This window comes from Acidiphilium multivorum AIU301 (assembly GCF_000202835.1).
GTDB lineage: Bacteria > Pseudomonadota > Alphaproteobacteria > Acetobacterales > Acetobacteraceae > Acidiphilium > Acidiphilium multivorum.
Genome location: NC_015186.1, coordinates 1,538,512 through 1,556,807, shown reverse-complemented (window position 1 = coordinate 1,556,807; position 18,296 = coordinate 1,538,512). Strand labels below are relative to the sequence as shown.

Annotated in this window: 17 protein-coding genes; 2 read left to right on the top strand and 15 right to left on the bottom strand. The window is 69.9% G+C overall.

Features of this window, described 5'->3' with window-relative positions:
• Positions 1-99: 99 nt before the first annotated feature.
• The 4 genes from trpA to ACMV_RS06795 all read right to left on the bottom strand — a co-directional run bounded on the left by trpA (position 100) and on the right by ACMV_RS06795 (position 3,571).
• Complete coding sequence (trpA, locus tag ACMV_RS06810) at positions 100-930, bottom strand: tryptophan synthase subunit alpha (RefSeq protein ID WP_011942165.1); 831 nt, start codon at positions 928-930, stop codon at positions 100-102.
• A complete protein-coding gene (gene trpB, locus ACMV_RS06805) occupies positions 927-2,141 on the bottom strand; it encodes a tryptophan synthase subunit beta (protein ID WP_007423023.1) in 1,215 nt (404 codons plus the stop codon). Before trpB ends, trpA begins: the two co-directional genes overlap by 4 nt.
• Before the next feature lie 53 nt (positions 2,142-2,194).
• Complete coding sequence (locus ACMV_RS06800) at positions 2,195-2,755, bottom strand: HNH endonuclease (RefSeq protein ID WP_007423024.1); 561 nt, start codon at positions 2,753-2,755, stop codon at positions 2,195-2,197.
• A gap of 147 nt (positions 2,756-2,902) precedes the next feature.
• Positions 2,903-3,571 carry an alpha/beta hydrolase gene (locus ACMV_RS06795; protein WP_013639951.1) on the bottom strand — a complete coding sequence of 223 codons (669 nt, stop codon included), beginning with the start codon at positions 3,569-3,571 and terminating at the stop codon, positions 2,903-2,905.
• Between the two features lie 49 nt (positions 3,572-3,620).
• Here ACMV_RS06795 and gluQRS point away from each other — a divergent pair, with 49 nt between their 5' ends.
• Both gluQRS and ACMV_RS06785 read left to right on the top strand, forming a co-directional pair.
• Positions 3,621-4,466 carry a tRNA glutamyl-Q(34) synthetase GluQRS gene (gene gluQRS, locus ACMV_RS06790; protein ID WP_013639950.1) on the top strand — a complete coding sequence of 282 codons (846 nt, stop codon included), beginning with the start codon at positions 3,621-3,623 and terminating at the stop codon, positions 4,464-4,466.
• A 7-nt stretch (positions 4,467-4,473) separates the two neighbouring features.
• Positions 4,474-5,880 carry a trypsin-like peptidase domain-containing protein gene (locus ACMV_RS06785; RefSeq protein ID WP_231844500.1) on the top strand — a complete coding sequence of 469 codons (1,407 nt, stop codon included), beginning with the start codon at positions 4,474-4,476 and terminating at the stop codon, positions 5,878-5,880.
• 86 nt (positions 5,881-5,966) lie between these two features.
• On the opposite strand, the gene ACMV_RS06780 is transcribed toward ACMV_RS06785, so the two are convergent.
• From ACMV_RS06780 to ACMV_RS06730, 11 genes are all read right to left on the bottom strand, one after another.
• Entirely contained in the window at positions 5,967-6,398 is a 432-nt protein-coding gene (locus tag ACMV_RS06780) for a GlcG/HbpS family heme-binding protein (RefSeq protein ID WP_007422031.1), read from the bottom strand.
• Positions 6,399-6,537: 139 nt separating this feature from the next.
• A complete protein-coding gene (locus ACMV_RS06775) occupies positions 6,538-7,794 on the bottom strand; it encodes an ABC transporter substrate-binding protein (protein WP_013639947.1) in 1,257 nt (418 codons plus the stop codon).
• A gap of 106 nt (positions 7,795-7,900) precedes the next feature.
• Positions 7,901-9,091 (bottom strand): hypothetical protein, encoded by a 1,191-nt coding sequence (locus ACMV_RS06770; RefSeq protein ID WP_007422033.1) that lies wholly within the window; start codon positions 9,089-9,091, stop codon positions 7,901-7,903.
• 37 nt (positions 9,092-9,128) lie between these two features.
• On the bottom strand, positions 9,129-10,238 hold the full coding sequence (gene aroC, locus ACMV_RS06765; RefSeq protein ID WP_007422034.1) for a chorismate synthase: 1,110 nt from the start codon (positions 10,236-10,238) through the stop codon (positions 9,129-9,131).
• 74 nt (positions 10,239-10,312) lie between these two features.
• Positions 10,313-12,178, bottom strand: a complete 1,866-nt coding sequence (cysN, locus tag ACMV_RS06760; RefSeq protein ID WP_007422035.1) for a sulfate adenylyltransferase subunit CysN — start codon at positions 12,176-12,178, stop codon at positions 10,313-10,315.
• The gene (gene cysD / locus ACMV_RS06755; RefSeq protein WP_007422036.1) at positions 12,178-13,104 is read right to left on the bottom strand and encodes a sulfate adenylyltransferase subunit CysD; all 927 of its coding nucleotides are present in this window, start codon (positions 13,102-13,104) and stop codon (positions 12,178-12,180) included. Before cysD ends, cysN begins: the two co-directional genes overlap by 1 nt.
• A gap of 156 nt (positions 13,105-13,260) precedes the next feature.
• Complete coding sequence (locus tag ACMV_RS06750; RefSeq protein WP_011942157.1) at positions 13,261-14,787, bottom strand: Do family serine endopeptidase; 1,527 nt, start codon at positions 14,785-14,787, stop codon at positions 13,261-13,263.
• Between the two features lie 219 nt (positions 14,788-15,006).
• Positions 15,007-15,714 carry a pirin family protein gene (locus ACMV_RS06745; RefSeq protein ID WP_011942156.1) on the bottom strand — a complete coding sequence of 236 codons (708 nt, stop codon included), beginning with the start codon at positions 15,712-15,714 and terminating at the stop codon, positions 15,007-15,009.
• 80 nt (positions 15,715-15,794) lie between these two features.
• On the bottom strand, positions 15,795-16,244 hold the full coding sequence (locus tag ACMV_RS06740) for a MarR family winged helix-turn-helix transcriptional regulator (RefSeq protein WP_007423051.1): 450 nt from the start codon (positions 16,242-16,244) through the stop codon (positions 15,795-15,797).
• A 12-nt stretch (positions 16,245-16,256) separates the two neighbouring features.
• Complete coding sequence (locus tag ACMV_RS06735) at positions 16,257-17,135, bottom strand: universal stress protein (RefSeq protein ID WP_013639946.1); 879 nt, start codon at positions 17,133-17,135, stop codon at positions 16,257-16,259.
• A 46-nt stretch (positions 17,136-17,181) separates the two neighbouring features.
• Positions 17,182-18,222 (bottom strand): rod shape-determining protein, encoded by a 1,041-nt coding sequence (locus ACMV_RS06730; protein ID WP_013639945.1) that lies wholly within the window; start codon positions 18,220-18,222, stop codon positions 17,182-17,184.
• Between the last annotated feature and the right edge of the window lie 74 nt (positions 18,223-18,296).

The window sequence follows — 18,296 nt, the reverse complement described above, 5'->3', positions numbered from 1 at the left end:
TGAATTTCAGGGACAGGCAGGCCACCAAACTATTGTTTTTTATCAATACGATAGAGCACTACATCCGATCCGGAAGGATCGGAAAGTGCTCTGACCGCCTCAGGCGGCGCGGCGCTCGCCGCGCACCGCCGCGGCCAGGGCGGCGACATCGTCCAGCACCGCCTCGACGATGGCGGGCGGGGCCTTGCCGTCGGCATCGAGGCCGGCGGCGAGCTTGTCGATCAGCGCCGAGGCGACCACGGCGGCATCGGCGAACCGCGCCACCGTTGCGGCCTGGGCGGGGGTGCGGACGCCGAAGCCGACGGCGATCGGCATGTCCGTCGCCTTGCGGACGCGGGGGATGTCGCGCGCGAGATCCTCGGCGGAGGCGGTGCGGGTGCCGGTGATGCCGGTGATCGAGACGTAATAGACGAAGCCGGAGGAGTCGTTGAGCACGACGGGCAGGCGCTCGTCCGTCGTGGTGGGGGCGACGAGGCGGATGAGGTCGATGCGGTGCTGGCGCAGATGCGGCAGCAGCAGGTCGGCCTCCTCGGTCGGCAGGTCGACGACGATGACGCCATCGACGCCGGCGGCGGCGGCATCGGCGGTGAAGCGCTCGACGCCGTAGGAGAGGATGGGGTTGAGATAGCCCATCAGGATCAGCGGCACGGTGTCGTTGACAGCGCGGAAGTCGCGCACCAGGCCGAGCGTGCCGGCGAGGGTCGCACCGGCGCGCAGCGCCCGGCGGCCGGCCTGCTGGATGGTCGGGCCGTCCGCCATCGGGTCGGTGAAGGGCATGCCGATCTCGATCAGGTCGGCGCCGCGGGCGGCCATGCCGGCGAGCAGGGTGGCGGAGGTTTCGCGATCGGGGTCGAACGCCTCGACGAAGGGGATCAGGCCCGCCCGGCCCTCATCGCGGAGGCGGGCGAAGGTGGCGGCGATGCGGCTCAAATCTGTTCTCCGAGATGGCGGGCGACGGTGAAGATGTCCTTGTCGCCGCGGCCGCAGAGATTCATCAGGATGATGCTCTCCTTGTCCATGCCGGGGGCGATCTTCGCGACATGGGCGAGGGCGTGCGAGGGCTCGAGGGCGGGGATGATCCCCTCGGTGCGGCAGCAGAGCTGGAAGGCGGCGAGGGCCTCGTCGTCGGTCGCGGACACGTATTCCACGCGGCCGATATCGTGCAGGTAGGAATGCTCGGGGCCGATGCCCGGATAGTCGAGCCCGGCGGAGATCGAGTGGGCCTCGAGGATCTGGCCGTCATCGTCCTGCAGCAGGTAGGTGCGGTTGCCGTGCAGCACGCCGGGGCGGCCGCGCGAGAGGGAGGCGGCGTGCTCGCCCGAATCGAGGCCGCGGCCGGCGGCCTCGACGCCGATCAGCTTCACCTGCTCGTCGAGGAAGGCGTGGAACAGGCCGATGGCGTTGGAGCCGCCGCCGATCGCCGCGATCGCGACATCCGGCAGGCGGCCCTCGGCCTCCATCATCTGGGCGCGGGCCTCGACCCCGATGACCGACTGGAAGTCCCGCACCATGGCGGGATAGGGGTGCGGGCCGGCGGCGGTGCCGATGATGTAGAAGGTGTCGCGCACATTCGCGACCCAGTCGCGCAGCGCCTCGTTCATCGCGTCCTTCAGCGTCGACGCGCCGGAGGTCACGGGGCGGACCTCGGCGCCGAGCAGCTTCATGCGGAAGACGTTGGGCTGCTGCCGCTCGACATCGGTGGCGCCCATGTAGACGATGCAGGGCAGGCCGAAGAGGGCGGCCACTGTCGCGGTGGCGACGCCGTGCTGGCCGGCGCCGGTCTCGGCGATGATGCGCGTCTTGCCCATGCGCTTGGCGAGCAGGATCTGGCCGATGCAGTTGTTGATCTTGTGCGCGCCGGTGTGGTTCAGCTCGTCGCGCTTGAAATAGACCTTGGCGCCGCCGAGTTCCTTCGTCAGCCGCTCGGCGAACCAGAGCGGGCTGGGGCGGCCGACATAATGTTGCAGGTAATACTGGAATTCCCGCATGAAATCGGGATCGTCCTTCGCCGCCTCGTAGGCCGCCTCGAGCTCGAGGATCAGCGGCATCAGGGTTTCGGCGACGAACCTGCCGCCGAACTCGCCGAAGCGGCCGCGGTCGTCGGGCAGGGTGCGCAGGGAATTGGGTATCGGCTTGTTCATTCTGGCTCTCCGTTCCGCACGGATAGCCGATATGGCAGGCGGATGAAACCGGATCAGGTCTCCAATTCGGTATCCCAGTAGAGAAAGTCGCGCCAGCTTTCGTGCAGGTAGTTGGGCGGGAAGGCGCGGCCGCGGTCCTGCAGCTCCCAGCTGTTCGGCCGGCGCGGCGTTTCATAGGGGAACATGTGGCATTCGCGCGGGAGTTTCGAGCCCTTGCGCAGGTTGCACGCGCCGCAGGCGGTGACGACGTTCTCCCAGGTGGTGCGGCCGCCGCGGGCGCGCGGGATGACGTGGTCGAAGGTCAGTTCCGGGGCGGGCAGGCGGCTGTGGCAGTACTGGCAGGTGAAGCCGTCGCGGAGAAAGACGTTGAAGCGGGTGAAGGCGGGCTGGCGCAGGCCGGGGACGAAATCCTTCAGCGCGATGACCGAGGGCAGGCGCATCGCCGAGGACACGGAATGCACCTCGTGCTCGTATTCCGACAGGACGGAAACGCGGTCGAGGAAGACGGCCTTGACGGCGTCCTGCCAGGACCAGAGCGACAACGGAAAATAGGAGAGCGGACGGAAATCCGCGTTCAACACGAGGGCGGGAAAGTTCTGCCCGCCGTCAGGCATTACTGAACCGCTCCCAGAAGGGCGACCAGATCACCGGGCCGGCCTCGGACTGGAAACGCCCTGCAATGTTCTGCACCGATTCCATGAGTGAAATATGGCGCCAACGACCCGGGGCCGCAAGGCGGGTTTCGCAATGTCAACAGCTTGTCACGCGGGCGAGGCCGGGGCGGCGAAGGCGCGCTGGAGCGTGAGGGCGCCGAGGGACAGCCCGGAATCGTCGATTCCGTGGGCGAGTTTCGGGACAAGGAGGCTCTCGACCGGCACGCCGGCGGCGCGCAGGGCGGCCTCGGCATCGCGCGAGCGGGAGGGCGGGACGATCTCGTCGGCCTCGCCATGGACGAGCAGGACCGGCGGGCGGCCGGCGAGTTCGGCGGGCAGCGACTCGGGGGCGAGCAGCGCGCCGGAATAGGCGAGAATCGCCCGCGGCGGCACCGCCCGGCGCAGGCCGGTGAACAGCACGGTCATCGCCCCCTGGCTGAAGCCCATCAGCGCATAGGCATCGGCCGGCAGGCTGAGGCGGGCGAGTTCGGCGTCGATGAACGGGTCGAGCGCCGCGCGGGCCCGGCGCACGCCGCCGCCGAGCGCGTGCGGGTCGAGCGTGCCGATCGGGAACCACTGGCGGCCGAAGGGGGCGAGGTCGAACGGGTCGGGCGCGTGCGGGGCGACGAAGGCGGCATCGGGGATCGCGCGGGCCCAGTAGGGCGCGAGGTCGATCAGGTCGTTGCCATCGGCGCCGACGCCGTGGCACAGCACCACCAGTTGCCGCGCCTTGCCGCCGTTCGCCGGGCCCCAGCGCGGTCCGTCCAGTTCAGCCATGAAGTCCTGCTCCTTGCATTTGCGGGGGAGCGTATCATCGTGGAGGCCGATGTCCATCGTCACCCGTTTCGCGCCGAGCCCGACCGGCTACCTGCATCTCGGCCACGCGGCCTCGGCCATGGCCGGGCACGACCTGGCGCGCGGGGCGGGCGGGCGGTTCCTGCTGCGGCTCGAGGATATCGATGCCGGGCGCTGCCGGCCCGGATTCGCCGAGGCGATCCTGGAGGACCTGGCCTGGCTCGGCCTGGCCTGGGATGGCGCGGTGCGGGTGCAGTCGGCGCATTTCGACGAGTACCGGGCGGTGCTGGCGCGGCTGGAGGCGATGGGATTGCTCTACCGGTGCTTCTGCACGCGGGCGGCGATTGCCGCGGCCCTCGGCGCGCCGCACGGGGCCGAGGCGGCCTATCCCGGCACCTGCCGCGGGCTCGATCCGGCGCTGGCGGACGCGCGGGCGGCGCAAGGCGAGCCCTATGCGCTGCGGCTGCGGATGGACCGGGCCGCGGCGATGGCCGGGCGGCTGCGCTATCACGAGGCGGCGGAAGGCTGGGTGGAGGCCGATCCGCGGCCGCATGGCGATGTGGTGCTGGCGCGCAAGGACGTGCCGGCGAGCTATCATCTCTGCGTCTGCCATGACGATGCGGCGCAGGAGGTGACGCATGTGACGCGGGGCGAGGACCTGCGGGCGGCGACGGATGTTCACGTGCTGCTGCAGGCGCTGCTGGGCTGGCCGCATCCGGCCTATGCCCATCATCCGCTGATCCGCGACGCGGCGGGGCGGCGGCTGGCCAAGCGCGACCGGGCGGCGACGCTGCGCGATCTGCGGGACGCCGGGGCCACGCCCGCGCAAATCCGCGAGATGGTCTCTTGCCGGATCGGCGATCTCGCCTCACTCTGACAGGATGATGCGTTTCGCGATTTTGGTTCCGACCGCCGGCGCGGCCCTCGCGCTCGGCCTGCTGCTGTCCTCGTCCCCGGCCCATGCCGTGCCGGCGCCGCCCGCGGTCGCGCAGGTGGCGCGCGCGGCGCTGCCCGCCGTGGTGGATATCGAGAGCATCGATCCCTCCAAGGGAAAGGGCGACAAGTCCGGCGAGATGCCGCCGCCCGACCAGGGGGCGGCGGCGCCTTCGAAATCGGAGCCGGCGGACACGAGCACGCTGATCGTGCCGCCGAAGGCCGAGCAGGCGCTCGGCACCGGGTTCTTCATCAGCCCGACCGGCTATATCGTCACCAATCATCACGTCATCGCCGGGGCGAGCGAGATCAAGGTGACGATGCATGACGGCTCGATCTTCACCGCGAAGCTGGTCGGCTCGGACAAGAAGGCCGATCTCGCGGTGCTGAAGATCGACGCGCATCATCCGGTGCCCTTCCTGCATTTCGGCGACAGCTCGCAGCTGGTGCTCGGCGACTGGGTGGTGGCGATCGGCAATCCGTTCGGCCTCGGCTTCAGCGTGTCGGCGGGGGTGGTGAGCGCGCTGCACCGCGACATCGGCTCGGGACCGTATGACGATTTCATCCAGACCGACGCCGCTATCAACCGCGGCAATTCGGGCGGGCCGCTGCTGGACGCGAAGGGGGAGGTCATCGGCGTCGATTCGGCGATCTACTCGCCTTCGGGCGGGTCGGTCGGGATCGGGTTCGCGATTCCGTCGAGCATGGTGCGGCCGGTGGCGGCGGCGATCATCGCCGATGGCGCGATGAAGCGCGGCTGGGCGGGGCTGCGGATCGAGCATGTGTCGGAGGACATGAAGGCGGCCTGGCATCTGGCCTCGACCGATGGGGTGGTGGTCGGCGGCGTGGTCGCGGACGGGCCTTCCGCCGGCAAGCTCGGCCCGGGCGACGTGGTGACGGCGGTGAACGGCCGGAAGGTGGCCACGGTGCATGACTTCAAGGTCGCGCTGGCGGAGATCCCGGTCGGGCACGAGGCGCGGATGACCTATGAACGCGGCGGCAGGACGGAGGAGGCGGCGATCACGATCGAGCCGGCGCCGGCCGCCAAGGGAAAGACCGGCAAGCCGGCGGCGAAGCCCGCGCTGGTTCCGACGGAAATTCCGGCGCTCGGCATCGGTGTGGCCGCGCATCCGGGCGGGGCGGGCGTGATCGTGATCACGGTCGCCAAGGATGGCCCGGCGGCGCGGGCCGGGCTGCTCCCGGATACGCTGATCGAGGCCGTCGGGCCGCATTTCGTCACGACCGCGGCGGCCTTGCAGGACGGCGTGAAGGCGAGCCGGCACGTCGTGCCGCTGCTGGTGGGCGGGCCGACGGGAACGAGCTGGATCGTCGTGCCGCTGGGCGACGGGGCCGGCTGAAAGCGTGCCCCGGCCGGGCGGCGTGCCCGGCCGGGGACGGCGGCTTGCGACCAGACGATTGAACGGCCTTCCGGCGCGCCGGGCCGTCAGTTCGCGCGGGGGGTGAGGCCGGCGGCCTCGATGCCGGCGATGGCGCAGGCCTCGTCATTGTCCGAGGTGTCGCCGGAAATGCCGACCGCGCCGAGCACGGCGCCGTCGGCGGTGACCAGCACGCCGCCCGGCACCGGCACCATGCGCCCGCCGGTCGCCGCGGCAAGGGCGGTGACGAAACCGGCGCCGCCGGCGTTCCAGCGGTCGAACAGCATGCGCGAGCCGGCGCCGACGCCGAGGCCGCCCCAGGCCTTGCCGGTGGCGATCTCGACGCGGGCGATGCCCGAGCCGTCCTCGCGGGCGAGGGCGATCATGTGGCCGCCGGCATCGAGCACGACGACGGTGAGCGGCGCGAGGCCGAGTTCGCGGCCCCTGGCGCGGGCGCCCTCGATGATGCGGTTGGCGGCTTCGAGCGTGAGACGGGACATCGACATACTCCGTTGGACTGGGTGATGGCGGATGTTTCGCGGCCCCGCGCCGCGAAGTCCAGACCGGGCGGCAGGAAAAACCCGCGGCCGGAGGATGGCCTCCGGCCGCGGGCCGTTCGGGTCTGGCCGGCGGGACGGGCTATTTCGAGCCCGGCAGCTTCACGAAGCTCGGGAATTTCGGCTTCGCGTTGGCGAGATCCGCCGGCCAGATGACCTTCTGCGTGCCGTCCTGCCACTGGACGTCGATCCACCGGACGTGGCCCTTGCCATAGACGATGCCGTTGGCGAAGCGCGCCTTCGGCCCGTTGAACTGCATCGGCCCCTCGGTGCCGACGCGGTCGGTCTTGGCCAGGGCGGCGACCAGCGGCCCCGCCTTGGTCGATTTCGCCCGTTCGATCGCGGCGGCGAGGGCGTACATCGCGTCATACGTGGTGAAGCCGGTATAGGCCGGCGAGGTGTGGAATTTCGCCTGGTAGGCCTTCATGAACGGCTGCGTCTTCGGCGTGATCGCCACCCCGGCGGCGGCCGGCGCGATGGTGATGACCCCCTGGGTTGCCCCGTTGGTCGCTTTCCAGAAGGTGGTCGAGGTTGCCTGCGAGCTGATGCCCATCAGCGGGATCGGCACGTTCTGCTCGGCCCACTGGGTGGTCGGCTTCACGCCGACATGGGCCCAGCCGGTGATGATCACGTCCGGGTGCATCGCCTCGATCTGCTGGTAGATCGGGGTGAAGTCCGAGGTGTTGGGCGCGAAGCGGATATCCTTCAGCACCTTGAGCCCGGCTTTCGGCAGGCATTTGTTGAAGCCGGCGTCGAGCGGCAGGGTCCAGGCGGCGTCCTCGCTCATGACGACCGCGGTCTTCATGTGGAGCTTGCCGACGAGGACGGATTTCGCCGCATCGCAGATGTTCTGCGCGAGTTCGCCGGAATTCAGGTTGGGCTCGAAGATGTATTTGTGCTGGGCGTAGTTGGCGTGCACGAATTCCGTGAGCTTGTTCGACGCGGCGCCGGTGATGAGGAACGGCTCGTGCATGCGCGCCGCCCAGGGTTCGAGCGCCAGGCCCACCTCGCTGGTGAAGTCGCCGACGATGGCGACCGCGTGGTCCTCCCTGACCATGCGCTGGAACGAGCGGATCGCGTCCGTCGTGGAATTGTGGTTGTCCTCGATGACGAGCTTGATCGGCCGCCCGTTCACGCCGCCCTTGGCGTTGATTTCCTCGGCGGCGAGGGTGGCGCCATCGGCGATGGAACGGCCGGGAATCGATCCGAGCCAGGCGGTGATGCCGACCACGATGGGCTTCGGCTTGGCGTGGGCCAGCAACGGGAGTGCCGTCAGCGCGGCGACGGCAAGGATGCCCACGGAGTTGCGCCGCACCCGGCGCACGGTTCCAGAACTCATGTTTCTCTCCCCATTATGGTGGCCGGTGCGGTGACCGGCACGGGGAGACTGGGCCGAAGGTGACCCTTTGACAACCCTTGGCGAGGATCGGACCCGCCGGGCGCGTTCAGCAAACCGAGAGCACGGCGGGGGCGAGGGCCGGCAGCTTGCCGGCGGGATGCGTCGGGTTGCGGAAGCGCAGCGCATCGGCACCGTCCACGGCGCAGAGTTCGATCCGCGAGGTGCAGGTGACGGCGACGACCGGCCTCGCCTCGGGGAAGGTGAGGAACTGCCTTGCCTCGCCCTCCAGCGCGAGCTGCTCGCGCAGGAGGCGCCATTCCAGCCGGTCGGTATCCTCGATGAACATCGCGAGGATGCCGGGGCGGGTGCCGGTCAGCCGCGACGGCGCCAGGGCGGCGAGGCGGTTGCGCATGGCCACCGCCACCTCGTTCTCGCTGCCGGCGCGGGCGGCGAGGACGAAGACGCCCTGGCCGTCGCCGGTGACGGCGAGATTGGCCTCGGGGCCGAATTCGTGGCGCAGGCGGTTCATCAGCCCGTTCTCGCTGGCCTGGGCGGCGGCGAGCATCAGCGGGTCGAGCCGGAGGACGGCGGCCTCGTCGTGATCCGAACGCCTGGCCGAGGCGAGCATGAAGTTGATCCGCCGGTGCAGTTCGGCGAGGGCCTCGGTGCCGTCGGTCCCCGCCTCGCGCAGGCCGCGGGGGAGGGTCATTTTCAGCAGGTAGCGGCCGGGATGCGCGGAGAGCCAGGTCTGCAGGTCGGGGTCGATCCGGTCCATCAGCCGCATCCAGGCGGCGCGATGCACGAGGCGGCCGGCCTCGGCGGAGAGCGTGTCGCAGGCGATTTCCACCGCCGCGCCCTCGCGCGTGGCCAGCAGGTCGAAGCTCGCGCCGTCCTCGAGCCCGGCGAAGGCGACCTCGAACCCCATCGCGCGGTGGCGCTCGGCGGTATCGTGCAGGTGGAGCAGCGGGATCAGCGTGCCGTCATCCTCCAGCGCCGCGGCGAGCGCGGCCTCGAAGCGGACGCGCCCGGCATCGTCGAGCCCGGCGGCGAGGGGTTCGAGCGCCGCGACACGGGCGGCGAGAACATGGTCCACCGGCGCGAGGGGCAGGTCGCGCGCGACTTTCTCCGCGGCGAATTCGGCGGCGTGGCGCAGGGCGACCAGCCGGCCGTAACGGGGGCTCGACGCCGCCTCGTCATGCAGGCGCTCGATGCGCGCCGCCCAGGATTTTCGGCCGGCACGCTCGATCAGGGCGTTGACCTGGGTCCGGATGCCGGCGGGCGCGCGTGAATTGTTCATGGACAAATCGTCTACCTCACGTCACGCCCGGCCGCTATCACTTTTTTGCCAGCGGCAGGCGCCCGGCGCCGGTTTCGCCGCACTGGGCGCGGTGCAGCAGCAGCTGGTCGGCCAGAACGCAGGCCATCATCGCCTCGCCGACCGGCACCGCGCGGATGCCGACGCAGGGATCGTGCCGGCCCTTGGTCTGGATATCGACCTCGTCGCCATCGGAATCGACGCTGTGGACCGGGGTTAGAATCGAGCTGGTTGGCTTCACCGCGAAGCGGACGATGACGGGCTGGCCGGTCGAGATGCCGCCGAGCACGCCGCCGGCATGGTTGGCGAGGAAGCGCACCGTGCCGTCCTCGTTCATCCGCATCTCGTCGGCGTTCTCCTCGCCGCGCAGGGCGGCGGCGGCGAAACCGTCGCCGATCTCGACACCCTTGACCGCGTTGATGCTCATCATCGCCGCGGCGAGATCGGCGTCCAGCTTGGCGTAGACCGGCGCGCCGAGGCCGGGGGAGAGGCCCTCGGCGACGACTTCCACCACGGCGCCGAGCGAGGAGCCGGCCTTGCGCACGGCGTCGAGCTCCTCGGCCCAGGCCTTCGCGGCCTCGGGGTCGGGGCAGAAGAAGGCGTTGCGGTCCACCTCGTCCCAGTCGAAGCGGGCGCGGTCGATCGCGTGCCGGCCCATCTGCACCAGCGCGCCGCGGATGCGCACGCGCTCGCCGAGGATCTTGCGGGCGATCGCGCCGGCGGCGACGCGCGTCGCCGTCTCCCGCGCCGAGGAGCGGCCGCCGCCGCGCGGATCGCGGACCCCGTATTTCCAGTGATAGGCGATGTCGGCATGGCCGGGGCGGAAACGGTCGGCGATGTTGGCGTAGTCCTGCGAGCGCTGGTCGGTGTTCTCGATCTGCAGGGCGACCGGCGTGCCGGTGGTGACACCGCCATGGACGCCGGAGAGGATGCGGACGATGTCCGGCTCGCGGCGCTGGGTGGTGAAGCGGGACTGGCCGGGCCGTCGGCGGTCGAGGAAGGGCTGGATGTCCGCTTCCGAGAGCGGGATGCGCGGCGGCACGCCGTCGACGACGCAGCCGATCGCGGGGCCGTGGCTTTCGCCCCAGGTGGTGACGCGGAAGAGATGGCCGAAACTGTTGTACGACATGCCGGCTTATAGGCGCCGGCGGCGGCTCTCGGCTAGTGTTCTCCGGCCGCGCGGGGCGGCCGGAGACGGGGCCGTCAGAGGCCGAGGCCGAGTTGCGGGCGCAGCGCGGCGAGGAGCGCTTCGGCCAGCGCGTCGGGGTCCGCCGTTGTGGTGCGCAGGTGGAATTCGGGCGCTTCCGGCGGTTCGTAGGGGCTGTCGATGCCGGTGAAGTTGCGGATCTCGCCGGCATCGGCCTTGCGGTAGAGGCCTTTCGGGTCGCGCTGGCGGCAGACCTCGATCGGCGTGTCGACGAAGACCTCGTGGAACAGGCCGGGCTCGACGAGTTCGCGCGCCATGTTGCGCTCGGCGCGGAAGGGCGAGATGAAGCTGACCAGCACGATCATGCCGGCATCGGCGAAGAGCTTCGCCACCTCGGCGACGCGGCGGATGTTCTCCACCCGGTCGGTATCGGTGAAGCCGAGGTCGCGGTTGAGGCCGTGGCGGACATTGTCGCCATCGAGCAGGTAGGTGTGCGCGCCGAGCAGGTGCAGCTTCGTCTCCAGCGCGTTGGCGATGGTCGACTTGCCGGAGCCGGACAGGCCGGTGAACCAGAGGATCGCCGGGCGGTGGCCGTTCAGCGCCTCGCGGGCGGCGCGGTCGATGGTCAGCGCCTGGCGGTGGATGTTGCTCGCGCGGCGCAGCGGATGGCGGATCATGCCGGCGGCGACGGTGGCGTTGGTCATCCGGTCGATCAGGATGAAGGCGCCGGTGCGCGGGTTCAGCGTGTAGGGATCGAAGGCGACCGGGGTGGCGAGGGCGACATTGACCGAGCCGACCTCGTTCAGCGTGAGCGAATCGGCGGCGAGTTCGTCGAAATTGTTGACGTTGACCTTGTGCTTGATGCGCGAGACGACGCCGGAGACCGTCGCGGTGCCGAGCTTGACGATATAGGGCCGGCCGGCGAAGAGCGGCGCCTCGGCCATCCAGACGAGGTCGGCGGCGAACTGGTCGGCGACGTCCGGCCGGGCGCCGGGACTGGCGAGCACGTCGCCGCGGGAGAGATCGACCTCGTCGGCGAGGGTGAGGGTGACGGCATCGCCGGCGCGGGCGGCGGGGCGGTCGCCATCGGCGGTGACGATGCGGGCGATGCGGGTGAGCTGGCCGGAGGCGGCGACCACCACCTCGTCGCCCGGCTTCACCTCGCCGCCGGCGAGCGTGCCGGCATAGCCGCGGAAATCGGCGTCCGGCCGGTTGACCCATTGCACGGGGAAGCGGAACGGCCCGGCGCCGGTGCCGCCGGGCTCGATGGTCTCCAGATGCTCGAGCAGGGTGGGGCCGTCATGCCAGGGCATGCGCGCGCTGCGATGGACGACGTTGTCGCCATGGCGGGCGGAGAGCGGGATCGGGGTGATCGTCTCGAAATGGAACCGCGCGGCGAGGGCGCGGAATTCCTCGGCGATGGCGTCGAAGCGCGCCTGGTCGAAGCCGATCAGGTCGATCTTGTTCACCGCGAGGACGACGTGGCGGATGCCGAGCAGGTCGGCGATGAAGGCGTGCCGGCGGGTCTGGGTCAGCAGGCCCTGGCTCGCGTCGACGAGCAGGATGGCGAGCTGCGCGGTGGAGGCGCCGGTGGCCATGTTGCGGGTATACTGTTCGTGGCCGGGCGTGTCGGCGATGATGAACTTGCGCCGCCTCGTCGCCATGAAACGGTAGGCGACGTCGATCGTGATGCCCTGCTCGCGCTCGGCCTCGAGCCCGTCGACGAGGAGGGCGTAGTCGATATTGGCGCCGTCGGTGCCGTATTTGCGCGAATCGCGTTCGAGGGCGGCGCGCTGGTCGTCGGGGATGTTGTCGGTGTCGAACAGCAGCCGGCCGATCAGGGTGGACTTGCCGTCATCGACCGAGCCGCAGGTCAGCAGGCGCAGCAGCGAGCGGGAGGCGGTCGTGCTCATCTCGTTCATCAGAAATATCCCTCGCGCTTCTTCTTTTCCATCGCCGCCGCATCGTCGTGGTCGATCAGCCTTCCCTGGCGCTCGGAGACGCGGGATTCGCGCATTTCGGCGAGCACCGCCTCGAGCGTTTCGGCATCGGACTCGATCGCGGCGGTGAGCGGGTAGCAGCCGAGCGTGCGGAAGCGGACCCTGCGCAGCTGCGGCACCTCGCCGGGGCGGAGGGGGAGGCGGTCGTCATCGACCATCAGGAGCTGGCCGCCGCGCTCGACCACCGGGCGCTCCTTCGCGAAATACAGCGGCACGACGGGGATGTTCTCGCGGGCGATGTAGTTCCAGATATCCGCCTCGGTCCAGTTGGAGAGCGGGAAGACGCGCATGGTCTGGCCGGGGGCGAGGCGGGTGTTGAACAGGTTCCAGATTTCCGGCCGCTGCGCCTTCGGGTCCCACCCGTGGCCGGCGGTGCGGACCGAGAAGATGCGCTCCTTGGCGCGGGATTTTTCCTCGTCGCGCCGGGCGCCGCCGAAGGCCGCGTCGAACTGCAGCTCGTCGAGCCCGGCCTTCAGCGTTTCGGTCTTCATCACCTGCGTGTAGGTCGAGGCGCCGTAGTCGAACGGGTTGACGCCGCGGGCGGCGGCCTCGGCGTTGTGGCGGACGATGAGGCGGAGGCCGAGGCGCCGCACCGTTTCGTCACGGAAACGGATCATCTCGCGGAATTTCCAGCCGGTATCGACATGCATCAGCGGGAAGGGCGGCTTCGCCGGGTAGAACGCCTTCATCGCCAGATGCAGCATCACCGAGCTGTCCTTGCCGATCGAATAGAGCATCACCGGGTTGCGGAACCCCGAAGCGGTTTCGCGGATGATCTCGATGCTTTCCGCCTCGAGCGCCGCGAGATCGGCATCGAGCGCGCCGGTTGCAATGTCGGTCATGGTCATGACGGCCCCGTTTCCGTAAGGAATATCCTTTCGAAAACAGAAACGCCTCCGGCCCGCAAGAGCCGGAGGCGAATTGAGCAGAAACCGGTTCCCGGCCGGGCCGCGGAGAGTATGCTGTGCCCCGCTTGCCCGGCCGGGCGGAAAAACGGTTCGCCCTTACTTGCCGGCCTTTTCCTTGGGCAGCGGCACCGCGACGAACAGGGCCTGGTTGCCGCGCATCACCCGCAGCGCGATCGCCTTCGCCTTCGCGGCTTCTGCCTTGCGGATCGCGGCGACCGCCTGGTCGGGGTTGTTCACCGTCATGCTGCCGACGCCGACGATGACGTCACCCGAGCGCAGCCCGGCCTCGTCGGCCGGGGAGTTCGGCGCGACATGGGCGATCAGCGCGCCCGAGACATTGTCCGGCAGGTTGAGCTGCTGACGGGCGGCATCGCTCAGCGGGGCGAGGGAGAGGCCGAGTTCCGGCTTGTGCATGGCCGGGCCGCTCTGGCTGCCGCCCGGCGCGAACGCCGCCTCGGCATTGGCCGGCATCTTCTCGACGCGCAGGTTCAGCTCGTGCGACGCGCCGCCGCGCAGATAGGTGATGCTGGCCTTGCCGTCCGGCTTGATGCCGGAGATGGCGAGGGCGAGTTCGCGCGGGTCGCGCACCATCTTGCCATCGACCTTGGTGATGATGTCGCCGGGCTTCAGGCCGGCCTTGGCCGCCGGCCCGTTCGGCATGGTCTCGGCGATCAGCGCGCCGTCGGCGCGGCCGTCATGCACGGGAACGCCCATGGCCTGGGCCATTTCCGGCGTGATCGTCTGCACCTGCACGCCGATGAAGCCGCGGGTGACGTGGCCGGACTTGATCAGCTCGTCGGCGATCCGCCTGACCATGTCGGAGGGGATCGAGAAGCCGATCCCGACCGAGCCGCCGGACGGCGTGAGGATCGCGGTGTTCACGCCGATGACCTCGCCGCGCTGGTTGAGCAGCGGGCCGCCGGAATTGCCCTCGTTGATCGGCGCGTCGATCTGGATGAAGCTGTCGTACTGGCCGTCGCCGATGTCGCGGCCGAGGGCGGAGACGACGCCGGTCGTCACCGTTTCGGCGAGGCCGAACGGGTTGCCGATCGCGATCACCCACTGGCCGGGCACGACCTTCGCCGAGTCGCCGAGCTGCAGGTAGGGGAAGGGCTTGTCGCGCTTGACCTTGAGCACCGCGAGATCGGTGCTCGGGTCGGTGCCGACGATCTTGGCCGGCAGCTTCGATCCGTCGGACAGCGTGACGAACACCGACTTCGCGTTCTTCACCACGTGATTGTTGGTCACGATGTAGCCGTCGGACGAGATGAAGAAGCCCGAGCCCTTGGCTTCCACGGCCTGGGGCTGCTGCGGCTGCGGAAAGGGGAAGGGGAAGGCGAAGGGCATGCCGGGCGGCATGCCGTTCTGCGCCTGCGTGTTGTCGGCCTGCTGGACCTTGAGATGCACGGTCACCGAGACGACCGCGGGGCTGACGTCCTTGACCAGGGGGGCGAAGCTCGGGATCGGCTTGAAGTCCTTCTGGACTTTCGACGTGGCGTCGAACGCCTTGTCGTTGGCGAAGGCGCTGTCGAGCGAAATCGCGGCAAGCGTGCCGCCGGCCAGCATGACGGCGGTGAGGGCAGCGAGCTGCCCGGGCCGGCGGCGGGCGAGGAACAGTTTCATTCAGTCTATCCTTCTTGTTCGGCCGGCGGCGCCGGCGGGAGATGGGCCGCCCCGCAAGGGGGCGCGAGATGCGCCGCCGGGAGCGTCGCAGCAGGCAGGGCGCCGATCCGATACAGTATCCATTCCGCAGGCGGGACAGTTCCCGAAATGGATCGATCGCCCGTATGCGGATATAGCGCGGTTCCTAAACAGCACTATCCCGGCCCCATGAAACTCGTTTCATTCTCGAACATCGACAAGGACGAGTTCCGTTTCTTCCGTGCCGGCCTCGATCACGATCGCGCGTTCCCCGCTCACCGCGACACCGTCGCGCGCGGCGGCGGCCCGCCCGTTGACGGTAACCGCGCCGGTGGCGGGGACGAGATAGGCCGCGCGGCCCGGCGCGATCTCGTGGGTCACGCGTTCGCCGGGCGCAAGACGCGCGGTGAGCACGGCGGCGTCCGCATGCAGGGGGAGCGCGCCGGCCTCGGCATCGCCGGCCCGGCCGCCGGCCAGCACGAGCAGGCCCGAGCCGGCCGCGCGCGGAAAGGCGCGCGTGGCCCAGCCGGGTTCGACGCCGCGGCGGTCCGGCATGATCCAGATCTGGAACAGGCGGGTGGGTTCGTCCTCGAGATTGTATTCGGCGTGGACGATGCCGGTGCCCGCATGCATCACCTGCACGTCGCCGGCGCGGGTGACGCCGCGATTGCCGAGATTGTCCTGATGGGTGATGGCGCCCTGGCGGATGAAGGTGACGATTTCCATGTCGCGATGCGGATGCGGGTCGAAGCCCGTCTGCGGCGCGACCTCGTCGTCGTTCCAGACGCGCAGCGCGCCCCAGCCCATGCGGGCGGGATCGCGATAGCTGCCGAAGCTGAAGTGGTGATGCGCGTTCAGCCATTCGTTGCGGAAACGGCCGATCGAGTCGAAGGGGCGGATGTCGATCATCGTCTTTCTCCTGCACGACCCACCGCGGTGAGGCGTGATATTATTCGATATCGAACGATATAGGCCGCCTCGACCGGCGTTCAATCCCCGGCCGCCGCCAGGCCGAGCCGGCGCAGCAGCGCATCGAGCGCCGCGAGATCCTTGCCGTCGAGCCCGCCCATCGCGGCGGCGATGTCGCCGGCGTGGCGGGGGAACAACTCCTCGATGAAGCGCCGGCCATCGGCGGTGAGGACGACCCGGACGCTGCGGCGGTCTTCCGGGCACTGGACGCGCTCGACAAGGCCGCGGCGGGCCAGCTTGTCGATCACGTCGGTCAGGTTGCCGGGGCTGGTGAGGAGCTTGCGGGTAAGGTCGCGCTGGGTGAGGGGGCCGAGATGCAGCAGCGCCTCGAGCACGCCGAGCTGGACATGGGTCAGGCCGGCGGCGGCCAGCCGCGCCTGCGTGCGGGCGAGAACGGCGTGGCTGGCCCGCATCAGCTTCACATAGGCCCGGACCGCCGCTTCCGTGGCCTCGTCCTCGACGCCGAACATCCGCGCGCCTGTCTACCGGTTCATCAGCACCGCCAGCCGCGCGTGCTCGAGGACATGCCGCGTCACGCCGCCGAGGATGAGCTGGCGGAGGCGGGAATGCGAATAGGCCCCCATGGCGAGCAGGTCGGCGCCGAATTCGGTGACGGCGGCGAGCAGGCCGGCGCCGGCGCTGCGGTCGATGGCGCGGAACTCGGTGATGTCCGCGGCGATGCCGTGCAGTTCGAGATAGCTGGCGAGCTGGTCGGCGGCGGGACCCTGGCGCTGATAGTCGTTCGAGTGGAAGATGCGGACCTGCTGCGCGCCGGAGAGCCAGGGCAGCACGGAGGCGACGGCCGAGGCGCTTTCCGCGGTGCCGTTCCAGGCGATCGCGATCCGGGAGCCGATCATCTCGGCCGGCTCGACCGGGGCGATCAGCGCCGGGCGGCCGGAATCGAACAGCACGGCGTGCAGCGCGTCGGCGGAGGCGACTTCCTCGGCCGATTTCGGATGCGGGACGACGATGAGATCGGACAGGCGCGCCTCGCTGGCGACGAGTTCCTCCTCGCGGCCGACGATCGAGCTGAACCAGGCACTGGCCTGGCCGACGGCGCCGCTGGCGTCGCGCACCGGCGCGCCGACGGCGATGCCGTGGGCCGCGGTTTCGGCGTCGAACAGCGCCGACAGCGCCCTGGCCTCGGTGTTGCCCTCCTTCTCGGTGGTCGCCATCATCTCCTCGATCATGGCGCCGGAGAGCCCTTCGCCCGCGAGGGGGGCCACATCGCGCGTGTCGGTGCGGACGTGAAGGGCGTGGACATGGGCCCGCCAGCGCGCCCCGAGCATCAGCGCCGTGCCGAGCGCGGCACGGGCGGAAGCGACGCCCGCGAGGGGCAGCAGGATCTTGCGGATCGCCATGTTCAGTTCCTCCAGACCGCTACGATGCACACCCCGGCGCCGGCGATCAATACATCGTCGACAGCACGGAGCGCAGACGCTTGAGTTCCTCGAGCGCGCGGCCGGTTCCCTTGGCGACGCATTGCAGGGCCTCGTCGGCGACGACGACCGGCAGGCCGGAGGCATCGCGCAGCACGTCGTCGAGGCCGCGGAGCAGCGCGCCGCCGCCGGTCAGCACGATTCCCTTGTCGACAATGTCGCCGGCGAGTTCGGGCGGCGTGTTCTCGAGGGCGACCTTCACGGTCTCGACGATCTGGCCGACCGGCTCGGCGAGGCTCTCGGCGATCTGCGCGCGGGTGACCCTGACCTCGCGCGGGACGCCGTTGATGAGATCGCGGCCCTTCACCTCGTGCCAGTCATTGTCGGTCAGCGGGTCGGCCCAGGCGGCGCCGATGTCGAGCTTGATCTTCTCGGCCGAGGATTCGCCGATCAGCAGGTTGTGGCCGCGGCGGAGGTAGGAAATGATCGCCTCGTCCATCTTGTCGCCGCCGACGCGGACCGAGCGGGCATAGACGATGCCGCCGAGCGAGATCACCGCGACCTCGGTGGTGCCGCCGCCGATGTCGACCACCATCGAGCCCGAGGGCTCGGTGACCGGCAGGCCGGCGCCGATCGCCGCGGCCATCGGCTCCTCGATCAGCAGCACCTTGCGCGCGCCGGCGCTCTCGGCACTTTCCTGGATGGCGCGGCGCTCGACCGCGGTGGAGCCGGAGGGGACGCAGACGATGATCAGCGGCGAGGCGAAGCCGCGCCGGTTGTGCACCTTGCGGATGAAGTGCTTGATCATCTCCTCCGCCACCTCGAAATCGGCGATCACGCCGTCGCGCAGCGGGCGGATGGCGGAGATGTTGCCCGGCGTGCGGCCGAGCATGTGCTTGGCCTCCTCGCCGACGGCAAGCACCTGCTTGCGCCCCTTCACCTCGGCGATCGCGACCACAGAGGGTTCATCAAGAACGATGCCGCGCCCCTTCACGTAGACGAGCGTGTTGGCGGTGCCCAAGTCGATGGCCATGTCGGCGGACATGAGCCCGAGAAGCCTGGAGAGCATGAAATCCTTTCCGCGCGGCCAGGCCGGGTTCGGGTGTGATCCCGGGCACTGGTTCCCAGTCAAGCAATGGTTCA